This window comes from Marinobacter sp. ELB17 (assembly GCF_000169375.1).
Classification (GTDB): Bacteria; Pseudomonadota; Gammaproteobacteria; order Pseudomonadales; family Oleiphilaceae; genus Marinobacter.
The window spans coordinates 1-23,563 of the sequence record NZ_AAXY01000031.1; the positions used below are offsets into that span (position 1 = coordinate 1).

24 protein-coding genes, 1 tRNA gene and 1 pseudogene are annotated in these 23,563 nt (G+C 54.5%); 22 read left to right on the forward strand and 4 right to left on the reverse strand.

The window, feature by feature from the left end; all coding sequences use genetic code 11:
* Positions 1-147: pseudogene (locus MELB17_RS26230) on the reverse strand (iron ABC transporter substrate-binding protein); the annotation flags it as partial.
* A gap of 176 nt (positions 148-323) precedes the next feature.
* On the opposite strand from MELB17_RS26230, the gene MELB17_RS20085 reads away from it, so the two are divergent.
* The 4 genes from MELB17_RS20085 to queF all read left to right on the forward strand — a co-directional run bounded on the left by MELB17_RS20085 (position 324) and on the right by queF (position 3,290).
* Positions 324-602 carry a PilZ domain-containing protein gene (locus MELB17_RS20085; protein WP_036185717.1) on the forward strand — a complete coding sequence of 93 codons (279 nt, stop codon included), beginning with the start codon at positions 324-326 and terminating at the stop codon, positions 600-602.
* A gap of 135 nt (positions 603-737) precedes the next feature.
* A complete protein-coding gene (locus MELB17_RS20090; protein ID WP_007352183.1) occupies positions 738-1,688 on the forward strand; it encodes an ABC transporter ATP-binding protein in 951 nt (316 codons plus the stop codon).
* The gene (locus MELB17_RS20095; protein WP_007352184.1) at positions 1,685-2,458 is read left to right on the forward strand and encodes an ABC transporter permease; all 774 of its coding nucleotides are present in this window, start codon (positions 1,685-1,687) and stop codon (positions 2,456-2,458) included. The genes MELB17_RS20090 and MELB17_RS20095 overlap by 4 nt, the downstream gene beginning before the upstream one ends.
* A gap of 13 nt (positions 2,459-2,471) precedes the next feature.
* A complete protein-coding gene (queF, locus tag MELB17_RS20100; protein WP_007352185.1) occupies positions 2,472-3,290 on the forward strand; it encodes an NADPH-dependent 7-cyano-7-deazaguanine reductase QueF in 819 nt (272 codons plus the stop codon).
* Positions 3,291-3,316: 26 nt separating this feature from the next.
* On the opposite strand, the gene MELB17_RS20105 is transcribed toward queF, so the two are convergent.
* On the reverse strand, positions 3,317-4,750 hold the full coding sequence (locus MELB17_RS20105; RefSeq protein WP_007352186.1) for an adenylate/guanylate cyclase domain-containing protein: 1,434 nt from the start codon (positions 4,748-4,750) through the stop codon (positions 3,317-3,319).
* Position 4,751: 1 nt separating this feature from the next.
* Positions 4,752-5,075 (reverse strand): Mpo1-like protein, encoded by a 324-nt coding sequence (locus MELB17_RS20110; protein WP_007352187.1) that lies wholly within the window; start codon positions 5,073-5,075, stop codon positions 4,752-4,754.
* 110 nt (positions 5,076-5,185) lie between these two features.
* On the opposite strand from MELB17_RS20110, the gene MELB17_RS20115 reads away from it, so the two are divergent.
* A complete protein-coding gene (locus tag MELB17_RS20115) occupies positions 5,186-5,740 on the forward strand; it encodes a nitroreductase (protein WP_007352188.1) in 555 nt (184 codons plus the stop codon).
* A 92-nt stretch (positions 5,741-5,832) separates the two neighbouring features.
* Here MELB17_RS20115 and MELB17_RS20120 read toward each other — a convergent pair whose 3' ends face one another.
* The gene (locus MELB17_RS20120; RefSeq protein ID WP_007352189.1) at positions 5,833-6,483 is read right to left on the reverse strand and encodes an LON peptidase substrate-binding domain-containing protein; all 651 of its coding nucleotides are present in this window, start codon (positions 6,481-6,483) and stop codon (positions 5,833-5,835) included.
* A gap of 376 nt (positions 6,484-6,859) precedes the next feature.
* On the opposite strand from MELB17_RS20120, the gene flgB reads away from it, so the two are divergent.
* The 17 genes from flgB to secF all read left to right on the forward strand — a co-directional run bounded on the left by flgB (position 6,860) and on the right by secF (position 23,484).
* Entirely contained in the window at positions 6,860-7,270 is a 411-nt protein-coding gene (flgB, locus tag MELB17_RS20125; protein ID WP_007352190.1) for a flagellar basal body rod protein FlgB, read from the forward strand.
* A gap of 34 nt (positions 7,271-7,304) precedes the next feature.
* A complete protein-coding gene (gene flgC, locus MELB17_RS20130; protein ID WP_007352191.1) occupies positions 7,305-7,748 on the forward strand; it encodes a flagellar basal body rod protein FlgC in 444 nt (147 codons plus the stop codon).
* 16 nt (positions 7,749-7,764) lie between these two features.
* Positions 7,765-8,439 carry a flagellar hook assembly protein FlgD gene (locus tag MELB17_RS20135; RefSeq protein ID WP_007352192.1) on the forward strand — a complete coding sequence of 225 codons (675 nt, stop codon included), beginning with the start codon at positions 7,765-7,767 and terminating at the stop codon, positions 8,437-8,439.
* 24 nt (positions 8,440-8,463) lie between these two features.
* On the forward strand, positions 8,464-9,771 hold the full coding sequence (flgE, locus tag MELB17_RS20140) for a flagellar hook protein FlgE (protein WP_007352193.1): 1,308 nt from the start codon (positions 8,464-8,466) through the stop codon (positions 9,769-9,771).
* Between the two features lie 157 nt (positions 9,772-9,928).
* Positions 9,929-10,681, forward strand: coding sequence for a flagellar basal body rod protein FlgF (locus tag MELB17_RS20145; protein ID WP_007352194.1), 753 nt, complete (start codon positions 9,929-9,931; stop codon positions 10,679-10,681).
* A 99-nt stretch (positions 10,682-10,780) separates the two neighbouring features.
* On the forward strand, positions 10,781-11,569 hold the full coding sequence (gene flgG / locus MELB17_RS20150; RefSeq protein ID WP_007352195.1) for a flagellar basal-body rod protein FlgG: 789 nt from the start codon (positions 10,781-10,783) through the stop codon (positions 11,567-11,569).
* Between the two features lie 30 nt (positions 11,570-11,599).
* Positions 11,600-12,301 (forward strand): flagellar basal body L-ring protein FlgH, encoded by a 702-nt coding sequence (flgH, locus tag MELB17_RS20155; RefSeq protein WP_007352196.1) that lies wholly within the window; start codon positions 11,600-11,602, stop codon positions 12,299-12,301.
* Between the two features lie 74 nt (positions 12,302-12,375).
* The gene (locus MELB17_RS20160) at positions 12,376-13,440 is read left to right on the forward strand and encodes a flagellar basal body P-ring protein FlgI (protein WP_264673253.1); all 1,065 of its coding nucleotides are present in this window, start codon (positions 12,376-12,378) and stop codon (positions 13,438-13,440) included.
* 18 nt (positions 13,441-13,458) lie between these two features.
* On the forward strand, positions 13,459-14,451 hold the full coding sequence (gene flgJ / locus MELB17_RS20165; protein WP_007352198.1) for a flagellar assembly peptidoglycan hydrolase FlgJ: 993 nt from the start codon (positions 13,459-13,461) through the stop codon (positions 14,449-14,451).
* Positions 14,452-14,456: 5 nt separating this feature from the next.
* On the forward strand, positions 14,457-16,463 hold the full coding sequence (flgK, locus tag MELB17_RS20170) for a flagellar hook-associated protein FlgK (RefSeq protein WP_007352199.1): 2,007 nt from the start codon (positions 14,457-14,459) through the stop codon (positions 16,461-16,463).
* A gap of 30 nt (positions 16,464-16,493) precedes the next feature.
* Positions 16,494-17,702 carry a flagellar hook-associated protein FlgL gene (flgL, locus tag MELB17_RS20175; RefSeq protein WP_007352200.1) on the forward strand — a complete coding sequence of 403 codons (1,209 nt, stop codon included), beginning with the start codon at positions 16,494-16,496 and terminating at the stop codon, positions 17,700-17,702.
* Positions 17,703-17,783: 81 nt separating this feature from the next.
* Positions 17,784-17,870 (forward strand) — tRNA-Leu (locus MELB17_RS20180).
* A gap of 45 nt (positions 17,871-17,915) precedes the next feature.
* Positions 17,916-19,025: a tRNA preQ1(34) S-adenosylmethionine ribosyltransferase-isomerase QueA gene (gene queA / locus MELB17_RS20185; RefSeq protein ID WP_007352201.1), complete on the forward strand. Its 1,110-nt coding sequence runs from the start codon at positions 17,916-17,918 to the stop codon at positions 19,023-19,025.
* Positions 19,026-19,039: 14 nt separating this feature from the next.
* The gene (tgt, locus tag MELB17_RS20190) at positions 19,040-20,161 is read left to right on the forward strand and encodes a tRNA guanosine(34) transglycosylase Tgt (RefSeq protein ID WP_007352202.1); all 1,122 of its coding nucleotides are present in this window, start codon (positions 19,040-19,042) and stop codon (positions 20,159-20,161) included.
* 43 nt (positions 20,162-20,204) lie between these two features.
* Positions 20,205-20,567 (forward strand): preprotein translocase subunit YajC, encoded by a 363-nt coding sequence (yajC, locus tag MELB17_RS20195; protein WP_007352203.1) that lies wholly within the window; start codon positions 20,205-20,207, stop codon positions 20,565-20,567.
* 96 nt (positions 20,568-20,663) lie between these two features.
* On the forward strand, positions 20,664-22,538 hold the full coding sequence (secD, locus tag MELB17_RS20200; protein WP_007352204.1) for a protein translocase subunit SecD: 1,875 nt from the start codon (positions 20,664-20,666) through the stop codon (positions 22,536-22,538).
* Positions 22,531-23,484, forward strand: a complete 954-nt coding sequence (gene secF, locus MELB17_RS20205; protein ID WP_007352205.1) for a protein translocase subunit SecF — start codon at positions 22,531-22,533, stop codon at positions 23,482-23,484. Before secD ends, secF begins: the two co-directional genes overlap by 8 nt.
* Positions 23,485-23,563: the final 79 nt, after the last annotated feature.

Genomic DNA, 23,563 nt, shown 5'->3' on the forward strand with positions numbered 1-23,563 from the left:
GCCGGTCTCTTTTTCAAACGCGTTCAGCAGAGGTTCCAGCAGGTAAGCCTGGCGGTAGGAGTAGATGTTTACTTCGCCGTCAGCAAACGCGGCCATGGGCATGGCGGTCAGGGCAATGGCAGCTGTGGCAGCAAGTTTCAATCGCATAATGGCAACCTCGGTTGGGGGGAGTATGGTTCTGTCAGGAATGGGTGAATGAATATTAAAAACGCAAACCATTATCATTTGTATTACCTGGATAGTCAATGCTGTCTGTCTATACTTTGAGAAATTTGGTGGTATTCTTCATGGAAACAATAGCCCTCAGCCTTGGTGCAAGTTTTATGACCCCAGATGACCGCCGCGAACACTTGCGTACATCCATGAGTGCGACTGTGAAAGTTGAGCACGAAACCCTGGGCAACTTTGTGTTTGGTACCCGCGACATATCTGACGGCGGCGTGTTTATTGCGATTGAAGACCAACAATTTGCCCCTCAACTTGGGGACAAAGTGACCGTTCAAGTGCAGGGCTTGCCGATAGCGGCTCCGATTTTGCACATGGTGGTGCGGCGTAAAACCCCTGACGGTTACGGTTTACAGTTTGCCGACAGCAACCCATAACGGTTAATATTCCTGCCCGATTAAGCCTGCCGTGCGCTTTAACAAGCGATACGGCACGCAGTCTATAAAAAGTGACGTAGTATCCAGTCACGCAGTTCCCGCATTCAGCCCCATGTTTTTCTGTCAGGAATGTCTATGGCTTACGCTCTGGAAATTCAGGGCCTGACCAAAACCTATGGCAATGGTTTTCAGGCCCTTAAAGGTATTGACCTCAAAGTGGCCAAAGGCGACTTTTTTGCGTTGCTAGGCCCCAACGGCGCCGGTAAATCCACCACCCTGGGGGTGGTGTCATCGCTGGTGAATAAATCCGCCGGGCAGGTGCGAGTGTTTGGCCATGATATGGACACCGAGCTGTCGGCGGCCAAGCTTAACTTGGGCGTGGTGCCCCAGGAGTTCAACTTTAACCAGTTTGAAAAAGTGCTGGATATTGTGACCACTCAGGCCGGCTATTACGGTATTCCGCTAAAGCAGGCTCTGATCTCTGCCGAGAAATACCTGAAACAGCTTGGGCTATGGGATAAGCGCAATACTCCGTCGCGCACGCTTTCTGGCGGCATGAAGCGGCGCCTGATGATTGCGCGCGCGCTGGTGCACGAACCGCGCCTGTTGATTCTGGACGAACCCACCGCGGGCGTGGATATTGAGTTGCGCCGTTCTATGTGGACGTTTCTGCAAGAAATGAACCGCAATGGCACCACCATTATTCTGACGACCCATTACCTGGAAGAAGCCGAGGCCCTGTGCCGCAACATCGCCATTATTGATCACGGCCAGATCCTACGAAACACCAGCAAGCGCGAGTTACTGCAGCAACTGAGTGTGGAAACCTTTGTACTGGATCTTGCCGGTGGTCATCAACAGCTGCCCCAGCTCGACGGTTATGTTCGCCGCTTTGATAAAGACGGTGCGTTGGAAGTGGATGTGCAAAAAGGGTCAGGTTTGAATCAGGTTTTCGTGCAGCTGCAACAGCAGGGCATCGAGGTAGACAGCATGCGCACCAAAGCGAACCGCCTGGAAGAGCTGTTTGTACGCATGGTTGAAGCCAACGCCGACAACAGTGACAACGATCCAAAGGCGCAGTTATGACACCGCACGCTCTGTGGACCGCATTTTATACAATTCTGAGTCGTGAAATTCGCCGCTTTACCCGCATCTGGCCACAAACCCTGTTGCCGCCGGCGGTCACCATGACCTTGTATTTTATTATTTTTGGCAATCTGATTGGTTCCCGCATTGGTAAGATGGACGGCTTCGACTACATGCAGTTTATTGTGCCGGGCCTGATTATGCTGGCGGTTATTACCAGTTCCTACGGCAACGTGGTGTCGTCGTTCTTTTCGATGAAGTTTCAGCACAGTATTGAAGAGCTGCTGGTGGCGCCGGTGCCAAACTGGGTGATTCTGGCCGGCTACGTGTGTGGCGGTATGGCTCGCGGCCTGGGCATTGGAGTGGTTGTGACGTTGGTATCGCTGGCGTTTACCCACTTGCAAATTCACAACCTGCTAATGGTTGTGGTTACGGTGTTTCTGACCTCGGCGCTGTTTTCCCTGGGCGGTTTTATCAACGCCATGCTGGCGACAAAATTCGATGATATCTCCATTGTGCCCACCTTTATCCTGACACCGCTGACCTACCTGGGTGGCGTTTTTTATAGCATTAATCTGCTGCCGGACGTTTGGCGCGCGGTGTCTATGGCCAACCCGATTCTGTACATGGTAAATGGCTTTCGCTACGGCATTCTGGGTGTGTCAGACGTGAATCCGTTTGTCTCTCTGGGTATGATTCTGCTGTTTATTGTGGTGTTGGCGGCGGTTGCATTGAACTTGTTGCGCCGTGGCAAAGGCATTCGTAATTGATTCAGGAAAATTTATGGCACTTGATAACGCGCCGCTGGGGAAAACCAGCGAATACCCGGACACCTACGATCCCGGCCAGCTGTTTCCGATTCCGCGGTTGCACAACCGCCAGCGTATAGGCCTGGAAGACGGTCGCTGGCCCTGGTTTGGCGGGGACTTATGGCAGGCTTGGGAAGTGTCTTGGCTGCGCCCTGGCGGCGTGCCGGCGGTGGCCTGGGCGGAAATCGAGTTTCCGGCAGAATCGCCGCAGTTGGTTGAGTCTAAATCGCTGAAGCTGTATATGAATTCACTGAACCAGACCGTATACGCCAGTGCTGAGCGGGTTTGCGAAGTGATTGTTGCAGACTTGTCGTCAGCCTCTGGCGCCGCGGTTCGGGTGACCCTGCACAGCGTTGATGAAGGCGCTCTGGCCCAGGGACGGCCACAAGAATATCAGCTGATTGATGACGAACCTTTGACCGATGTGGTTTACAGCTACGCGCCGGAGTCCCTTGTAACCGGTACAAAGATCGTTAGCGAAAAACTGTGTTCACACCTGTTGAAAAGCAATTGCCCGGTAACCGGGCAGCCAGACTGGGGTTCGGTATTAATTGACTATACCGGTCCGAAACTGGATCGGGTTGGCCTGTTGCGTTACATCGTGAGCTTTCGCCAGAAGCAGGATTTTCACGAGCACTGCGTAGAGACTCTGTTCACGGATCTGATGCGCCATTGTAAACCGCAAGCGTTGACGGTAACCGCCCGTTATACCCGCCGCGGCGGCCTGGATATTAATCCGTGGCGCAGTACCCGTGCTGACGCCAATTCCGGCCCGCGCCTGATACGTCAGTAGCTTTTTATGAGTCGCGTTTGCGCGGCCTAGTCCCGCTGATGGCGCAAGCGGCTAGAGGCTTCGTCTAGCGCCCGCAGTATGGCGATTCGGTCGTTTTCGCTCACTTTTTCCGAATCCAGATACAGGGTAAAGCCACTGTGTTCGTGTTCCAGAAAGCTGCGGTTGCGGCCCAGGTCGCAGCGATAATCGATCACCTGATACACCGCAATGGGCCTGCTGAAGCCCCTAACCGTTACCTCGCCCTTATCGCGGCACATAATACTGTCTTTAATCAGCGAAAAGGCTTCGTGGGTTACCAGAATTTCACCGGGCTGTGCCAGATGCTCCAGCCGGCTGGCGAGGTTCACTTCCTTGCCAATGATGGTGTAATCCATGCGATTTTCGGCGCCAAAGTTGCCAACGGTGGCATAGCCGGTGCTGATGCCCATACGAATCTGTAGCGGTGTCTTGATACCCTGGCTGCGCCACTTCTGGCGCAGTATTTTCATGTGTTTGCGCATGTCGATGGCCATAGACACGCAGGCCAGCGTATCTTCCCGTTGACCACGGCTGGTGGGGTCGCCGAAAAAGATCATGATGGAGTCGCCCACAAACTTGTCGATGGTGCCGCCGTGCTTGAGGGCAATTTGCGACATTTCATTGAAGTAGTGATTCAACACATCGGTCAAGGCTTCCGGTTCCATTTCTTCCGATAGCTCGGTAAAGCCCTGAATATCGGAGAAAAAAACCGCTAGCTTTTTGCGCTGGGTTTCCAGGCGTACATCCCGCTGGCCGGTAAAAATGGTTTGCCATACTTGCGGCGACATGTACTTCGACAATTTTTGCGACAGTGCGATGGACTGCTCACGCTGGGCTTGAATCAATAAGGTGGCGTGGCGCAGGGCTTTGGCTTGCTGGTGGGAAAACAGAGCGGTTGCGCAAATGTAAACACCGGCTACGATCACCGCCAGCAAATCTGCAAGGGGAGGCAGGGTGATGGCATAGCCAGGGTTGAATAGAAAGAACACGGCCAGCGCCGACGCAGAAAGCATAAGGCTGCCCCAGGCCCACTGCTTTAAGCCACCCACCACAAAGCAGGTGAACATCACCATTAAGGCAATGGTCGCGGCGGAAATGTTTATCAGCCCCAGGCTTCCGATAAACACCCCGGAAATGGCAGAATCTATGAGCAACAGGTGTTGGCGAATGGTGGGTGAGTTGCGTTTGCGCGCGTCCAGTGAAAACAGCTGGGCCAGGTGGGGCCATACCATCGCAAATCCGGCCATACCAAAGAGCCACACTGAGTGGAGCCCTTCGACAATACCGGCGATCATAATGACGGCCATGGCGGCGTAACCCAGCGTGCGGCCAAGATAGTCTGGCATGATAGGCACGGTCGTTGACGGTGTTCCTTCAGCGGTGTCAATAGCGTTAGCGGGGGTTGTTCTGGTATCGCGAATGTTGGCAGGTGCTCTGATCATTTCAGAATCGAATCCTTCCTGTCAGCATGTCTTTGAACATAACCCAGTCGCCCATCAAGCTATATAGGGGGTGGCGAAATGTAGCAGGGCGATTTTTCTCATAGCCAAAATGGCCTATCCAGGCGAAGCCATATCCGATCACTGGAAGCGCCAGCAGCCAAAGCAGATTGCCAGACACAGCCACCCAGGCTATGACGGCAAGCACCAGTGAGCTGCCAATAAAGTGCAATCGCCTGCAGGTTCGGTTACGGTGCTCATTTAAGTAAAAGGGATAGAATTCAGCAAAGCTATGAAAGATTTTTGGTGCGCTCACAGTAGCCTCCATGTCGCTTTTAATTGTTGGTTTTACACAAAGGCACTCAGCCTAACAGCAATGTTTGATTGTCACCATTGAGTGCTATAACAAGGCTTTACTTTAACACCTGACAGGATTTTATGACGGCTATCAGCGATTTTATTCTTGCCCGAAGTTCCGAGCCGCGCCTGCAAGCACCGGCACCGGGGCCGGGCGTTCTGGCGCGGGCTTTTGCCTGCGCGGCGCGAGCGCCAGATCATGGTCTTTTGCGGCCCTGGCGTTACTTGGTGGTGGAAGGCGAAGGCCTTGAGCGCTTGGGCGATTTGTTTGCAGACACCTACGGTCCGGAAGCCGATGAAAAAATCCTGGCAAAGCTTCGCAAAAGTCCGCTTCGGGCACCTATGGTGATTATTGCGATTGCGTCACCGGTTGAACATCCGAAAATTCCGGCCAGCGAGCAAGTTTTGTCCGCTGCCGCGAGCACCACCTTGCTCGAGCTGGCGCTTCAGGATGCGGGCTTTGGTGTCATGTGGCGAACCGGGTCGCCGGCTTATAATCCGGCGGTTACAAAGGCGTTGGGTTTGAACGAGCAGGAATCGGTGATTGGCTTTATTTATACGGGCAGCGTTGTTTGTGCCAAGCCTGCGGTGCCGCGTCTTGAACCGGCGGCGTTTGTGTCGCGCTGGCCGCAGTAGCCAGTGCCTATGTGCCTTAAAGAGCGCCCGCCAGGGCGCTCTTTAAGGCATTCATTAGAGCAATCTTCTTAGCGCACTCGTCAAAGTACCCTTCAGAGGTCGTTCAGTAGCTCCAGCGTGTAGGCCAGGCGCTGGGGCGCTGAATCCATTTCCAGAATTTTCTGCATGAGCTCAGGCTCAAAGTGCACCACGCCAAACAGCGCCAGGCTGAACTGACCGTCGGTTTTTGCCTGCCATTCTTCTGATTCCGCCAGTTGTTTTACGGATTTTCGAATCGCCGGGTCGCCGTGGCCCAAAGCGACCAGCCGGTGCAGAATTTTATCCCGCAATTCGGCGCAATCGCGGGTTTCACTGTCGCTGAGCGGTTGGTCACTAAACTCTATGCACTCATAGATCTGATACGGCAACTGCTGAAGCTGCTGATCGAGCCGGTAGCGCTGCTGTATGTGCACGTTCAGCAGCAGGCGGCCGTCTTCCATGGTTTCCACAAGTTCGCAGCGGCCCGCGCTGAATACGTCGTAGGGCCGATAGGTGGCCTGATTAGAGCTTAGCGCCTGCTCCAGGGACTCTGCTTGTTTGCCCGGGCTTAACTGTTTTTCGGTGTGGCAGATAGCCAATAGGGTTTCGGTTTCCAGGCAGTGTTGAATCATCGCGCGGTAGCGCGGCTCAAACACGTGCAGCGGAAACACAGTACCGGGGAAGGTGACGCACCCGGGAATAGGGAAGATGCAGATTTTGGCCACGGGCTTGCTCCAAGATGGTTTGCGGAAAGTGGTCAGCTAAAGGTGGTCGACGAAAATGGCGTCTAGACACTTTACGCTGCCGTTGCGCTAACTGCTCACATCCGGGCGGCAAAAACGCTGTGATTGGCGAGTGCCTTGAGGGCAGTTGCTTGCCGTTTTTTTGCAGTGGCGTGGGTGTTGCGTTGTTCGAGCCGCTCAATACCGACGTTATTTAGAGGTGTTTAGCCGTTCAAAGCCTAAAAACAACGCTGCAATCCTGTTAAGACAAAAATTTCCGTAGTTTTCACCATTCTGGCATCGCACTTGCTTTTAACTCTTCATACACCTGAAACCGGCAATCTTTCGTTAACCGCCGGCACAGAATTGCGGAGGCAGTATGGCAATCAATTTCGACAGTGCACTGGGTATTCACCAATACGCCCTTCAGGCACGGGTTCAGCGCGCAGAAATTCTGGCCAATAATCTGGCCAACGCTGACACCCCGGGCTTCAAGGCCCGTGATATCGACTTCCAGGCGATAATGAAGCGAGCGCAGAGTAACGCTAGCGGCTTCGGCATGAACACCACCAACAGCGGCCATATAACCGAAGGTGGCGGTGCGCCCGGCTCTTTAGGCGACAATGATTTGTTGTATCGCACACCGCATCAGCCTTCGGTAGACGGCAATACGGTAGACGCCCAGCAGGAACAGAGCCGCTTTATGCGCAACGCCATGGACTACCAGGCCAGCTTCCAGTTTCTTAGCAGCAAATTCAGCGGGATTAGCAAAGCGCTGACGGGCCAGTAAGCCGCAGTCAACACGGTGAACACAGGAGATTTTTATGTCACTGGGTAACATTTTCGACATCGCCGGTTCCGGTATGACTGCGCAATCGCTGCGGCTAAACACCACAGCTTCTAACATTGCCAACGCCGAAACTGCCAGTTCCAGCACCGGTGAAACCTACCGCGCCCGTAAGCCTGTGTTTGCGGCGGTTCAGCAGTCGCTGTTAAACGGCAATCAGCCGGCGTTCGGTTCCGGGGCAGAAGGCGGTGCCGGTGTGCGGGTGGAAGGCATAGTCGAAAGCGATGCCGATCTGCAGATGCGCTACGAGCCCAACCACCCGGCTGCTAGCGAAGACGGCTATGTGTACTACCCCAATGTAAATGTGGCAGAAGAAATGGCCGATATGATGTCCTCTTCCCGCAGCTTCCAGATGAATGTAGACATCATGAACACTGCCAAGTCGATGATGCAGCGCATTTTAACTCTGGGCCAGAACTAACAGGCGGTAATCAATCATGAGTGCAGTAAACGCAAGCCAGGCAACGGATGTCCTAAGCCAGTACCAGCTGAAACAGCAGTCGGCAAGCGGCAAAGGCGAGCTGGGCAAAAATGAATTCATGGAGCTGATGCTGGCCCAGTTGAAGAATCAGAACCCGCTGGATCCGCAAGACAACGGCGAATTCATTTCCCAACTGGCGCAATTCAGTTCGCTGGAAGAAATGCAGAAGTTGTCTGGCAACGTAGACAGCGTGATCGGCGAATTCCGTTCTACCAAGGCTCTGCAGGCCTCCGCCATGGTTGGCAAAACCGTGTTGGTGGCGTCGGATTTGGCGATGCTTGGTGCCAGCGGCGAGGTTAACGGAACCGTTGATGTGCCTGCCTCAACCGGTGGCGTGCAGGTGTCGATATTGAACGGTTCGGGTGAGTTGGTGCGGCAGATGGAATTGGGTGGCAAGCCCCCCGGTTCTGCCAAGTTCACGTGGGACGGTAAAGACGGCAACGGCAGTGCTTTGCCGCAAGGCTCTTATTTTGCAGTGGCTTCCGGGGCCTATCCCGGTGGTTCGCAGCAGCTGGGTACCATGATGAGCGCAAACGTCGACAGCGTATCTTTGGGTAAAGGCGGCTCTATTTCTCTGAATCTTGCGGGCATGGGTTCTATTGACCTGTCGCAAGTTCAACAAATTAATTAATACCGGCGTCAGCAGGGGTGGATCATGGCATTTAACACAGGATTAAGCGGCCTCAGGGCGGCGGCGGTAGACTTGGACGTAACCGGCAATAATATTGCAAACGCCAGTACAGTGGGCTTTAAAGGCAGCCGTGTGCAGTTTGGAGACTTATACGCCAATGGCTTTCTAAGCTCTGGCAACGCTCCGGTTGGCGACGGGATTAGTGTGCAGAGCGTCAAACAGTCCTTTGGCCAGGGTAACGTCAGCTTTACGGATAACGGATTGGATTTCGCTATCGATGGCGACGGCTTTTTCGTGTTGAACAATGGCGGCGAGCTGCGATATTCCCGCGCTGGCCAGTTCGGTACCGACAAAGACGGTTTTGTGGTGAACAACCAGAATATGCGGGTGCAAGGCTTTGTTGCGGACGCCGCCGGTAACTTGTCGGGCATTCGTGACGACTTGCAAATAGGGAGTGATAACCTGTCGCCGCAGCGCACCACCAACCTGCGTACAGACCTTAATCTGGATGCGCGGGAGCAAGTGCTCACTGCAACTCCGCCTATTCCGTTCGACCCGTTAGATCCGACTACTTACAATCACGTTACAGCAACCAACATCTTTGACAGTTTGGGAAATCCCCACGAGGTCACGCAGTTTTATACTAAACAGGCTCCAGCAAGTGGTTCTCAGAGCAATTGGTTGTTACATCTGCAGATAGATGGCGAAGCAGTTGGCGGTGCAGCTGGTTCTACAACGACACCGCCTAATTTCGTGCCGTATGAATTGGTGTTTGACCAAAGTGGAAATCTGGCATCTGCTGATAGCAATGCAAATGGCGTAATTTCAATCGCTAACTGGGTGCCAAAAGATGGGGATTTAAACGCGAATGGAGCAGCGTCTGGGGCCGGCGCGGCGTTTGATCTGAATTTGGGTAGCGCCACTCAATATGGCGCCAACTTCGGTGTCAATGATCAACGCCAAGATGGTTTTACCACCGGCCGGCTGTCGGGGCTGGACGTTTCGCAGCAAGGCGTGATTTTTGCCCGCTACACGAATGGACAGTCGAAATCCCTGGGGCAGGTGGCTTTGGCCAGCTTTAATAATACCGACGGCCTGTCACCGTCAGGTGATACCAGCTGGGTGGAAACCTTCGAATCTGGCCAAGCGGTTATTGGCAGGCCCGACAGCGGCACGTTGGGTGCGATTCAGTCCAGTTCAGTTGAAGAATCCAACGTAGACCTGTCTGCGGAACTGGTGAACCTGATTATTGCCCAGCGTAATTATCAGGCGAATGCCAAAACCATTGAAACCTCGGATGCGGTCACCCAGACCATCATCAACCTGAGGTAAGCAATCACGCGCCCGCCAAGGTGCTTTTAGCAGAACCGGGCCAGATAAGGCCCGGTTCTGCTTACTCCTGAGATTTTCTTATTTCGTTGCCACTCAAACTGGCACGACTCCTGCTTGAAGACTGGTAACAGTCAAATATCCGGCAGGAGCCTTCCTCATGGACAAAGCCCTTTATATCGGAATGTCCGGTGCCAAGCAGAACATGCTGGCCCAGCGCGCACACGCCAACAACTTGGCTAACGTGACCACCACCGGTTTCAAAAAAGACTTCGCCCAGGCCCGCAGTATGCCGGTGTTTGGCGGGCATCACCCTACACGCGCTTACGCCATGACTGAGCGCCCGGGTACCGATTTGTCTTCGGGCGCACTGATGGAAACCGGGCGGAAACTGGATGTGGCGATTGAAGGCGACAGCTGGCTGGCGGTGCAAAACAACCTGGGTGAAGAAGTGTTCACTCGCAGTGGGTCTTTGCAGATAGATGTAAATGGCCTGTTGCGATTGGCTAACGGTGAAATGGTGCTGGGCAATGGTGGTCCGGTGGCTTTGCCGCCTTTTGATAACGTTGAGATTGGTGCCGACGGCACCGTGTCTATTGTTCCGGTGGGCGGGCCTCCCGATCAGTTGGTGGAGGTGGACCGGCTCAAGCTGGTAACGCCGCCGACACAGGCCCTGGAAAAAGGCCCGGATGGCTTTATACGTCGCAAGCCCGATCAGGCGCTTGGTGGTGGTGAACCGGCTGATGCCAACGCCCGGGTTTCCGGTGGCTTTCTGGAAAGCTCTAACGTAAACGCGGTGGCCGAAATGATTTCCAATCTGCAGCTTTCGCGGCAGTACGAAATGCAGGTGAAAGTAATGAGCACCGCCAAAGAAAATTCTGAAGCAGCGGCACGGCTATTGCAGAACCTTTGATAGCACTTATATCAAAACTTGAAACAACACGCCGGCGGGCGGGAAAGCGGCAAGATTTCGCCGCCATCCACAACAGTCTGACGGTAGGGAGCGATAAAAATGAATCCAGCACTATGGGTCAGTAAAACCGGGTTAAGCGCGCAGGACACCAACATGTCCACCATTTCTAACAACCTGGCGAACGTGAACACCACCGGTTTCAAGCGCGACCGCGCGGTGTTTCAGGATCTGCTGTATCAGGTGAAACGCCAACCCGGTGGCTTGAACACGCAGAACACCGAATTACCCTCCGGGTTGCAGTTGGGTACCGGTGTGCGGGTTGTGGGTACCGTCAAACAGTTTACCCAGGGCAACTTGCAGATAACCGAGCAGCCACTGGATATGGCGGTTAACGGTCGCGGCTTCTTGCAAGTGCAATTGCCAGACGGCCAGACAGCCTATACCCGTGACGGCCAGTTCCAGCTGAACTCCGATGGCGACGTGGTGAATCCGAGCGGCTACGCCCTGGAGCCCAACATCAACATTCCGGAAAACGCCACTAATGTGACCATCGGTCGCGATGGCACTGTAACCGCAGTCACCGACGATCAGGCCGCTCCCATCAACCTTGGCCAGATAACCCTGGTGGACTTTATTAACCCGCAGGGTCTGCAGGCGATTGGCAATAACCTGTTCAAGCAGACCAATGCCAGTGGCGACCCGACCGAAGGTGAACCGGGCCTGGCCGGGCTGGGCTCGCTGGAGCAGGGCTCTATTGAGTCTTCCAACGTGGAAGTGGTGGAAGAGCTGGTGAATATGATTACCACCCAGCGCGCCTATGAAATGAACTCGAAAGTAGTATCGACTGTTGACCAGATGCTGCAGTTTATCACCAATAATATTGGTTAATGCCGGTTGTTGCCGGCCAGAGGTTTCGCTATGACAGCTAACACCGTTTTTTTACAGTTCCGCCGCAGCGCCAGCGTTGCGTTGGTTCTGGTGCTGGCGGTGCTTCAGGGTTGCACTGCCATGAGCCGGCCCCGTGCCATGCCGGATGACCCGGAATACGCTCCGGTGCGGGCCCAGGCGATGATGCAGCGCGATCTCGAAACCGGTTCTATTTACCAGATTAGCCGCAATTACAATTTTTACGGCGATACAGTGGCGCTCAACGTGGGCGATGTGCTCACGGTGACCTTGAGCGAGTCTACCCGCGCCAGCAAAAACGCGGAAACCAGTATCTCGAAAGACAGTGACATCAGCCTGACCGAGCCCAACATATTGGGTAGAAACCAGCTGGGGCTGGCAACGGCTATCGAACAACAGCGAGATTTTGAGGGTGCCGCCGAGGCTGATCAAAGCAACAGCCTGGCCGGCAGTATTACCGTGACCGTGACCGAAGTGCTGCCTAACGGCGTGTTACGCATTCGTGGCGAAAAGTGGCTGTCGCTGACCAATGGCGAAGAATACATTCGCCTGACAGGATTGGTGCGGCCGCAAGATATCAAGCCGGACAATACTCTGGCGTCTAACCGAATTGCCGATGCCCGCATTGCTTACGGTGGCACCGGTGATTTTGACCAAGCCAACCAGATGGGCTGGATGGGGCGTTTCTTCAACAGCGAATGGTGGCCTCTGTGAACCTTTTCAACGCGAATTTTTTCAAAGTGAGCCTGTGTAAAGCGAATGTGCGCAAATGTCTGGCTATAGCGTTAATGGCGTTAATGGTGGCTTCGCCGGTGATGGCTGACAGGCTAAAGGATTTGGCCCGCATCAAAGGTGTGCGCGACAACCAATTGGTGGGTTATGGGCTGGTGGTTGGCTTGGCCGGCAGCGGCGACAAAGCGCCATTTACTAATCAGACCTTCCGTAACATGATGAACCAGTTTGGCGTTACTCTGCCGCAAGGTGTTGATCCAAAACTTGCGAACGTTGCTGCGGTGACAGTGAACGCTACCATTCCGCCGTTTGCCAAGCCCGGTCAGCAAATCGACATTACTGTGTCGTCTATCGGCAACGCCAAAAGCTTGCGCGGCGGCACCCTGCTGATGACCACGCTGAAAGGCGCTGATGGCAACGTGTATGCGCTCGCTCAAGGCAGCCTGATTGTCGGCGGCTTTGGCGCCGAAGGGCTGGACGGCTCGCGTATTACCGTTAACATTCCCAGCGCCGGTCGGATCCCCAACGGCGCCACCGTCGAGCGCGAAGTGGTATCGCCATTTAACAATGGCGATACCGTTACGTTTAATCTGTTGCGCTCAGACTTCACCACCGCCCGTCGGGTTGTTGAAGCCATCAACGGCAATCTGGGCCCGGATATGGCTTACGCCCACGACGCCACCTCTGTTTCTGTGCGCGCCCCGCGGGATGCTTCCCAGCGAGTCAGCTTTTTGTCGATTCTGGAAAATATTGAAGTGAATCCGGCTGAAGCCGCCGCCAAGGTGGTCATTAACAGCCGCACCGGCACCATTGTGGTGGGCCAGAATGTGAAGGTCAGCGCGGCTGCGGTCACCCACGGCAGCCTGACGGTGATTATTCAGGAAAACCCAAATGTTGTGCAGCCTAATCCGTTAGCGGCTGGCAACACCGAAGTGGTGCAAGACTCTCAGATTGCGGTGACCGAAGACCCGGCTCGCATGTTCAAGTTTGGTCCTGCGGTTACCTTGAACGAGATCGTTCAGGCGGTAAACCAGGTGGGTGCGGCTCCGGGTGATGTAATGGCGGTACTGGAAGCATTAAAACAGGCCGGTGCACTGCGCGCCGAGCTGATCGTTATCTAGAGCAGCAGAGGCAGAACGATGCAGGACTACCGGATTCAACAGGCCAATGTCTACACCGACTTTGAAGGCCTGAACGCGCTGAAAACCCAGGCCCGTACCGACAAGGAGTCGGCGCTGCGGGAAGTGGCGCGGCAATTTGAAAGCCTGTTTCTGGCGGAAATGCTCAAGTCTATGCGCAAAGCTGGTGATGTGATGGCGGAGGGCAACTACCTGAACACCAACGAGAGCCAGGCTTATCGGGATATGTTCGACAATCAGATAAGCCTGTCGATGGCTGGCAACCAGGGTACCGGCCTGGCGGACGCTTTGGTGCGCCAGCTCAGCCCGCAAGTACCCGGTATGAGATCTGACGGTAGCCCGCTGGCCGATCAAAAAGCGACGTTGGCCGATTACGATCGCAGCGTGCCGCCTTTGTCACCACGGCTGCCAGCGCAAGTTAAAAGTGTGCAACAGCTAGCTGAAGCCTTGCCGGTTATGGCTGATGGCTCCCAGGACGACGCGCCATTGCCCGCGCGCTTTGAATCTCCGGAACAGTTCGTACAAGCCCTGCTGCCCATGGCGCAACGCATCGCCAAAGACAGCGGCATTAACCCACGGTTTATGGTGGCCCAGGCCGCGCTTGAAACCGGTTGGGGCAAACACATGATTGAAGGTAAGGGCGACAGTCCCAGCTATAACCTGTTTGGCATAAAGGCCGATCAGCGCTGGCAGGGTGATTCGGTTGCCATCACCACCACTGAGTTCCGCGAAGGCGTACCGATGAAAGAGCAAGCGGAGTTCCGTGCCTATGCTGATTACGAAGCCAGTTTGCGGGACTACGTTGATTTTCTGGAATCTAACCCGCGCTATCGGGACGTGTTGGCCGTGGCCGACAAACCCGCCCAGTTTGCTGAAAAACTGCAGCAGGCCGGTTACGCCACCGATCCGAATTACGCTGAGAAAATTCGCAGCATCATGAACCGTGATTCTCTGATGACGGTTTCCATGGGCCGAGCTGAGGTCGGGGAGTAAACGCAATGGCAGGATTACTGGGCATTGGTTTAAGCGGCATACTCGGGAGCCAGGCTGCGCTGAACACCACCGCTAATAACATCACCAACGCCAACACACCGGGTTATAGCCGCCAGGACGTGCAGTTTGGCGCTCAGACACCGCAGCGCACCGGCGCCGGCAGTATTGGCACCGGCGTCAACGTGGAAAACATTCGCCGCCTGGCAAACGAATACCTGACGCAGCAAATCCGTGAGGATTCTAGCCTGGAGGGCGAGCAAAGAACCTTGAACAACGAGCTAAGCCGGTTGGACAACCTGCTGGGTGGCGAATCTACGGGCCTCAGCAAAGCCTTGAATAACTTTTTTGCCAGTCTGCAGAACGCTGCTGAAGACCCTACTTCATTGCCCCAGCGCCAGCTTGTAATAAGTGAAGGCCAGCAAGTGGTAAACCGCTTTTCTGCGCTCAATGAAAAGTTCATTCAGCAGCGCGAATCGGTCAAAACCCAGATGCAGCAGGGCGCTAAAGACGCCAACGGGTTGATTGCCAGTATTGCCGATCTGAACTCGGCGATATCCCAATCCCCCGGCCTTGCCCAGGGCAGAATGCCTAACGATCTTCTGGACCAGCGTGATGAAAGATTGCGTCAGCTGTCTGAGCTGGTCAGCATAAAAATCAGCCCAACTGAAGGCGCGCAGGTGAACGTCACCCTGAACAACGGCCAGGGCCTGGTTATAGGCAACATTGCTGCAGAGCTGAGCACCCGGCCCAGTGCTTCTGACCCCTTAATGCTGGAGTTTACGCTGGGCACCAGTGGTCGGGTTGTGAACATCGACAGCCAGATTGAGGGTGGAAAACTGGGCGGCCTTAGATACTTTCAGCAGCAGGCATTAGCGCCGGCGTTTGACGAGCTCGGCCGTATTGCCATTGCGCTCGCCGATTCTATGAACAGCCAGCATCAAATTGGTATGGATTTGGAAGGTGAGCTGGGTGGTTTGTTTTTTAAAGACTTTAATAGCTCTGCTCTGCAGGCCAGCCGAGTGGTTCCTAACGCCAATAACCAGACTCCTGGCAACACTCAGCTGGCGGTGGAAATAACTGACAGCTCTATGTTGGCTGCTGGCACCTGGGACTTGAAACTCGGAGCAGGCGACACCTACGAGCTTGTTAATGAGCGCACCGGCAGTGTGGTCAATGGCAACTTTTCAGTGACCGAAGATGAAATCGTTATGCCCGGATTTACTATCCGTTATGACGGAGGTGCCTTAAATGCAGGTGACCGCTTTCAAATTCAGCCCACGCGCAACGGCGCTGCTGACATTGCTATGGAAGTTCGACGTGAAGAAGACCTAGCGTTCGCCAGCCCGGTGCGAGCAGCAAGCAGGGAAGATAACAAAGGTACTGGTGCTATCAGCCAGGGAACCATGCTGGCGGTGCGTGACCCGGATACCGATGCGTTATTACCTGCTTTTAGCCTGACTGGATTGGTAAGCAGTTCAACAACAGTAACGTTTGGTGAGGACGCCTCGGGCGGCCTAACTTATACCATCAATAGCGGCGGCGCCAACATTGTCACCGACGCCTCGTATGTAGCCGGTGAAAATCTGTTCAGCGAGGTTGCTTCAGATCCCAGCTACCAAGGCTTCCAGTTTAACGTGACCGGGCAGCCTAAGGTGGGTGACATTTTTGATATCGAATTCAACACAAACGGCGTATCTGACAACCGCAACGCCGAGTTTCTAGCGTCGTTTGGCACAAAAAACAGACTCAACAACGGCAGCCAGAGTTTCGCCGAAGGCTACGCCGGGCTGGTGGAAAATGTGGGTGTGCAAACGCGCCAGAGCCAGCTGGATCTGGAGGCGGGAAAGACCCTGCTGGAGCAGTCGTCCAATCAGCGCGAGTCTGTTTCCGGGGTGAATCTGGATCAGGAAGCCGGCAAATTAATTCAGTACCAGGCCGCTTACAACGCGTCGGCCAAGGTGATTACTGTTGCACAGGACCTGTTCAACACATTGCTGCAAACCTTCCGCTAAAACGGGTAAGGTTCAAAAAGGTAATGCGAGATGATTAGAATATCTTCACAACAAATCTTTTCCGGCGGTATCAACCGGCTGCAGGATCTGAGCGCGCAGCTGAACAAAACCGATGAGCAGATTGCCACCGGTAAGCGCGTTAACCGGCCGTCAGACGACCCGGTCGCGGCGGCGCGTATTCTGAAGCTCGATCAGGAAGTGAAGCGCATCGAAACCTACGAGCGCAACGCGCAACTGGCCAACAACCGGCTGGGCCAGGAAGAAAGCGCCATCTCAAGCTCCCTGGACATTCTGCAGCGCGTGCGTGAATTAACGGTGCAGGCTGGTAACGGCTCGCTGTCGGCCAGCGATCGCCTGTCTATCAGCTCGGAAATGAATGAGCGCCTGCAGCAGTTGGCACAAACGGCCAATACCCAGGACGCCTCTGGTGAATATATTTTTAGTGGTTTTCAGGGCGGCTCACCGGCTTACGCTAAAGAAGCCGGTGAATGGACGTATCAGGGCGACGAAGGGCAACGGATGCTGGAAATTGATGACGGCGTCACTGTGGCCATCAGCGATAACGGTAAAGGCATTTTTGACCGTATTCCTGCGACGGCGAGTGGGGGGCTAACCGGCCCTCTCCCTCTTCCAGTGCCGCCTCCCGATGGGCGAATTAACAGTATCAGTGTGATTAATCGTTCGGATTTACAGGCTGGCGGTTTGGCATCTCTGGAGCTGACTATCTCAGCCCCAAATCAATTGCAGTATGTGGATAAGGATGGGGTTACCCAGTCTGTCGCCTTTGAGCCCGGCGAGCCGGTCACGGTGAACGGCGTGCAATTCACCCTAACAGATGCGGTGGTAAACGATGTATTCACCATCGAAACCGGCGAAAAACAGTCAGTATTCAAAACCATAGAAAACCTAATCAGCGGCCTGGATAACTTGAGCAAAAGCGGTAGCGCAGGGTCAGACGCCTACAACGATCTGATCGCCAGCTCGCTGGCCAACCTGGATAACGCTCAGGAAAGTTTTATTTTAAAGCAGACCGAACTGGGTGGGCGAATGAATTCGGTGGAATCCACCCAGGCGTTTCTGGAAGATTCCGCACTCTACAGCAAAGAGATTCGCTCTCAGCTGCAAGACATTGATTACGCGGAGGCTATCAGCACGTTGAGCTTTCAGAGCTTTGTATTGCAGGCGGCACAACAATCGTTTGCACGTGTATCTCAGCTGTCTTTGTTTGACCGTTTGTGAATTATTGCCGGGGCAGGGCAATTGTTCTGCTTTTGTCATTGATTTCAGGCTCAACGTCAGTATACTTGCCCCTCTTCTGATGGCGGCGTGGTGGAATTGGTAGACACGACGGATTCAAAATCCGTTGCTAGTGATAGTGTGGCGGTTCGAGTCCGCCCGCCGCTACCATATATTTATAAGCCGCACCCTGCGGTTTCGTGCATAGTCCTTTTCATGAATGTCTCAGATTTTCGTTTTGACTTACCGGATGAGCTGATTGCCCGCTATCCGTTGAGTGAACGCTCTGCTTCCCGTCTATTTTGCCTTGATGGTCTGTCTGGCGATATGAATCATCGCCGTTTCACAGACCTACCCGATCTTCTGCAGCCTGGTGATTTGCTGGTGTTCAACAACACCAAGGTGATTCCGGCGCGCCTGTTCGGAAAAAAAGAAACCGGCGGCTCGGTAGAAATTTTGGTGGAGCGCATTACCGGCGATCAGCAGATGCTGGCCCACGTGCGCGCGTCAAAATCCCCCAAGCCCGGGCAGCAGGTATTGTTGGAAGACGGGACTGCGTTGAACGTTATTGCCCGCGCCGATGCATTGTTCGAGTTGCAGGCTGACGGCAGCGAATCACTGCTGGATATTCTTGATCGTCTGGGCCATATGCCCCTGCCACCTTATATTGATCGCGCGGATGAAGCGTCTGACCGGGAGCGTTACCAAACCGTTTATGCCCGCGAGGCAGGTGCGGTTGCCGCGCCAACCGCCGGCCTTCATTTTGATGAAGCGCTGCTGCAGAAGCTCGCAGCGATGGGCGTAGACTCCACGTTTGTGACCCTGCATGTTGGCGCCGGCACCTTTCAGCCGGTGCGGGTGGACAAACTGGAAGATCACGTAATGCATCATGAACTGGTGCATGTGCGTCAGGACACGGTAGATGCAGTGGCTCGTACCCGCGCCCGTGGCGGCCGAGTGATTGCCGTGGGCACCACCTCGGTGCGCTCGCTGGAATCAGCCAGTCGCCATGGCGCCCTGCGCCCGTTTACTGGCGACACTGACATATTTATTTACCCCGGTTACAGCTTCCAGGCCGTAGACGCACTGATTACCAATTTCCATTTACCCGAATCTACGCTGATCATGCTGGTCAGTGCCTTTGCCGGTTACGAAAACGTGATGGGCGCTTATAAAGAAGCCGTGCGCGAAGGTTATCGTTTCTTCAGCTATGGCGACGCCATGTTCATTACCGGACAAGTGCCCAGCCGTGGCATGCTGCAGCATTCTGCAACGGAGCCGCAGGGCGGCCCCGAAACACAAGAATTTCACGGAGAAACCCGGTGACTGACGCCTGTTTCATGAGCTTTGAAAAACTGGGTGAAGACGGCCGTGCGCGCCGTGGTCGCCTGACCTTTCCCCGCGGTGTGGTGGAAACGCCGGCGTTCATGCCCGTTGGTACTTATGGCACAGTGAAAGGCATGCTGCCCCGTGACATCAAGGAAATTGGCGCCCACATCATTTTGGGTAATACCTTTCACCTTATGCTGCGCCCTGGCACCGAAGTGATCAAAGCCCACGGCGACCTGCACGATTTTACCCAGTGGCAGGGGCCGATTCTGACCGACTCTGGCGGCTTTCAGGTGTTTAGTTTGGGCGAAACCAGCAAAATTACCGAGCAGGGCGTGATTTTCCGCTCTCCCGTGGATGGCTCGCCGGTGGAGTTGAACCCGGAAATTGCGATGCAGGTGCAGCGCGACCTGGGTTCTGACATCGTGATGATCTTTGACGAATGCACGCCTTACCCGGCTACCGAGAAAGAAGCCAAAGATTCGATGGAGTTGTCGTTGCGCTGGGCGGCCCGCAGCAAGAATGCCCATGAGGGGAATCCGGCGGCGCTGTTCGGTATTGTGCAGGGCGGAATGTACGAAGGCCTGCGCCAGCAATCGCTGGACGGCCTGACCAACATCGGTTTTGACGGTTACGCCATTGGTGGGCTGTCGGTGGGTGAGCCCAAAGAGGACATGATTCGCATTCTGGACGACTTGCCACCAAAAATGCCGGCGGACAAGCCCCGCTACCTGATGGGCGTAGGCCGCCCTGAGGATATAGTAGAGGCAGTGCGTCGCGGTGTGGATATGTTTGATTGCGTAATGCCTACCCGCAACGCCCGCAACGGGTATCTGTTTACTGCTACCGGTACTGTTAAGATTCGCAACGCCAAAAACCGCCACGACACGGCGCCGCTGGATGACAGTTGTGACTGTTACACCTGCCAAAAATTTTCCAGAAGTTATCTGCATCATCTGGATAAGTGTGGAGAAATGCTCGCTTCGCAGCTGAACACCATTCACAATTTACGCTATTATCAGAACCTGATGAGTGGATTGCGTGGGGCCATTGAAGCAGGTACATTGTGCAACTTTGTAACCGAGTTCTACGCCTTGCGCGGCGCAACAGTGCCCGAGCTTAGCGGCGTCTGAACCTATTGTTCACACCTTATTACTCAATTAACGGAGAAAATGCATGAAATCGATCAAATTACTCGTTGCCGCACTGCTGGCACTGGCCCCCACGCTGGCAATGGCGCAGGACGCGGCCGGCGGTAGCATGGGCGTTATGGGGCAGGTTATCTTTTTTGCCGGCTTTATTCTGATTTTTTACTTCCTTATCTGGCGTCCGCAGTCCAAACGCGCCAAAGAGCACAAGTCATTGATGTCTGGCCTGAACAAAGGCGACGAAGTGGTTACCTCTGGCGGTATGGTTGGCAAGATCACCAAAGTGTCTGATGACTTTATTGTTCTGGAAGTGGCCGACAACGTTTCAGTTCGTATCCAAAAAGTAGCGGTTTCCGGTGCTTTGCCAAAAGGCTCGTTGAAAGATATCTGAGTCGCGCCAACGGACGTTCAGCCGGGCTTTTTAGCCAGGCTGGTTCTATCTGGCTGAAACACCACGGTCGGCGCCAGCCCGGCTTATAGGAACCCCATGCTTAACAAGTATCCGCTCTGGAAAAACCTCATTATTCTGGTTGCCCTGGCAATCGGTTTTATATATGCACTTCCCAACCTGTTCCCGGATGATTTTGCCGTTCAGGTTACCGGTGCCCGTAGCAGTACCGAAGTTGACGCACGCGTTCTGGAACGTGCGGTGCAGGCTCTGGAGTCCCAGGGTATTGAGGTAAAAAGTAGCAGTTTGCAGGATCGTGATGCGCTTATTCGGGTAACCAGCGGCGAAGATCAGCTTCAGGCCCGCCCTGCAGTGCAAGCGATACTGGGTAACGACTATTTGGTCGCGCTGAATATGGCCGCTTCTACTCCGGGCTGGTTGCGCAGTCTGGGCGCCGGTCCAATGAAGTTGGGCCTGGATTTGCGCGGCGGCGTTCACTTCCTGCTGGAAGTGGATATGGAGACCGCCGTCAGCCAGCGCATGGAGGCGTTGTCCGGGCAAATCAAACGTGAACTGCGTGAAGAACGCATTCGCTACCGCGGTGGTGAACTGGAAGGCGATCGGGAAATTATTCTCAGCTTTCGCGATGACGAATCCCGCGCCGAGGCCTTCACCCTGATTCGCCGTCAGTACCTTCAGTTTTTAATGGATGAGCGCACCCGTGGTGATGAGCGCTTAATTGCCTTGACCCTGTCGGACGCTGAAGTGCGTTCCATCCAGGAATACTCCCTTGAGCAGAACCTGACCACCATCCGTAACCGGGTCAACGAATTGGGTGTGGCCGAGCCGCTGGTGCAGCGCCAAGGTTCCAGTCGCATTATCGTTGAATTGCCGGGTGTTCAGGATACCGCGCAAGCCAAACGCGTGCTGGGTGCAACCGCGAATCTGGAATTCCGGATGGAAGCGCGGCCAGACACGCCAGCCGGCAGCATAGAAGCCTTTGGTTTTCGCGATACGCCCGAACGCACCGCACGCCTAGAGCGTGAGCTCATTGCCACGGGTAACAACGTGGCGAATGCTCAGCAGCAGTTCGATGAAAACGGACAGCCACAAGTCAGCATAACTATGGATTCTGTGGGCGGCGATTTGATGAACCGCGCCACTCGCAACGCTGTTGGCCGGCGTATGGCGGTGCTGTTTATTGAGTTCCGCACCGAAACCGAAAACCGTATGGTTGACGGCGAAGTGGTCACCGAAGAAAAACGGGTAGTGGATAAAGGTATCATTAGCCTGGCTACGGTGCAGTCTGCGCTGGGTGCGAGCTTCCGTATAACCGGTCTGGACTCGATTCCGGAAGCGTCGGAGCTGGCACTGCTGCTGCGTGCCGGTGCACTGGCCGCGCCCATGTATTTTGTGCAGGAACGAACCATTGGCCCAAGCTTGGGTCAGAAAAATATCGACGCCGGTATGATGTCGGTATTGTTGGGCTTTGTGCTGGTGCTGATTTATATGGCGCTTTACTACCGCGGTTTCGGGCTTATTGCCAACGTATCGCTAACCTTGAACCTGATGCTACTGATAGCCTGCATGTCGATTCTGTCGGCCACGCTGACGCTGCCGGGTATCGCTGGAATCGTTTTAACGGTGGGTATGGCGGTAGACGCCAACGTCCTTATATTTGAACGCATAAGGGAAGAGCTTAAAGCCGGCACCGCGCCCCAGTTGGCCATAAACGCCGGTTACTCGCGGGCTTTTGTCTCCATTTTTGACGCTAACATCACAACCTTGCTGGTGGCGCTTATTTTGTTTGCCATGGGTTCCGGCCCGGTGAAAGGTTTTGCGATTACCTTAAGCCTGGGCATTATGACATCGATGTTCTCTGGCCTGTTGGTCAGCCGCAGTATCGTCAATGTGGTTTATGGTGGCCGCAGGGTCGAAAAACTTTCGATCGGAGGGAAGCAGGCTAATGCATGACGCTCAGGAAAAACCGTTTGATTTTATGGGTTTTCGGAAGATTGCTACGATACTCTCGATTACTCTACTGGTGCTCGCTATCGGCCTGTTGGCGGTGCGCGGGCTGAACTTCGGCATGGATTTCACCGGCGGCACGTCGGTGGAATTTGAATACCAGCAGGCGCCAGCTCTGCCTGAGATACGCACAGCGTTGAGTGACGCCGGCTATGAGCAGTTTGTGGTGCAGAATTTCGGTTCTGACAAAACGGTTCTGGTGCGGCTGTCAGAGTCGGGTAACGATATGCTGGCCCAAGAGATTACCAGCACCTTAACCGCGGGCGGAGCTGAGCTGAAGCTGATCAGTTCGGAGTTTATCGGCTCCCAAGTGGGCGAAGAACTGAAAGAGGACAGCGGTTTGGGTATGCTGATTGCCTTGTTGGTGGTGCTGATTTACGTTGGCATGCGCTTTCAGTTCAAATTCGGTATTGCTGCCGTGTTGCCCTTGGCTCACGACGTCATTATTGTGCTGGGTATTTTTTCGCTGTTTCAATGGACCTTTGATCTTACGGTTCTGGCCGCCCTGTTGGCCATCATCGGCTACTCGCTGAACGACACTATTGTGGTGGCGGACCGTATCCGGGAAAACTTCCGCACCATGCGGGTAGGGGACTCATGGGAGGTGATCAACACTTCCATTCACCAGACTATCAGCCGTACTATCAATACCTCCGGCACCACGCTAGTGGTGCTGATTGCGCTTTACGTATTTGGTGGTGAGGCGATCAACGGATTTGCTCTGGCGCTGATTATCGGCGTGGTGGTGGGTACCTACTCATCTATCTACGTATCGGCGAACCTGCTGATTGCGCTCGGCGTGTCTCGTGAAGATCTGATCCTGCCGGTGAAGGAAGGTGTGGTCGGGCAGGATGAAGACGAGAAGCCCCCAGAATGGCTGAACCGTATGTAGATCTTTTGATAGGGGCTGTTTATCGGCAGCGGTTTCGCAAGCATAAAAAACCGCCAGTCCCGAAAGGATTGGCGGTTTT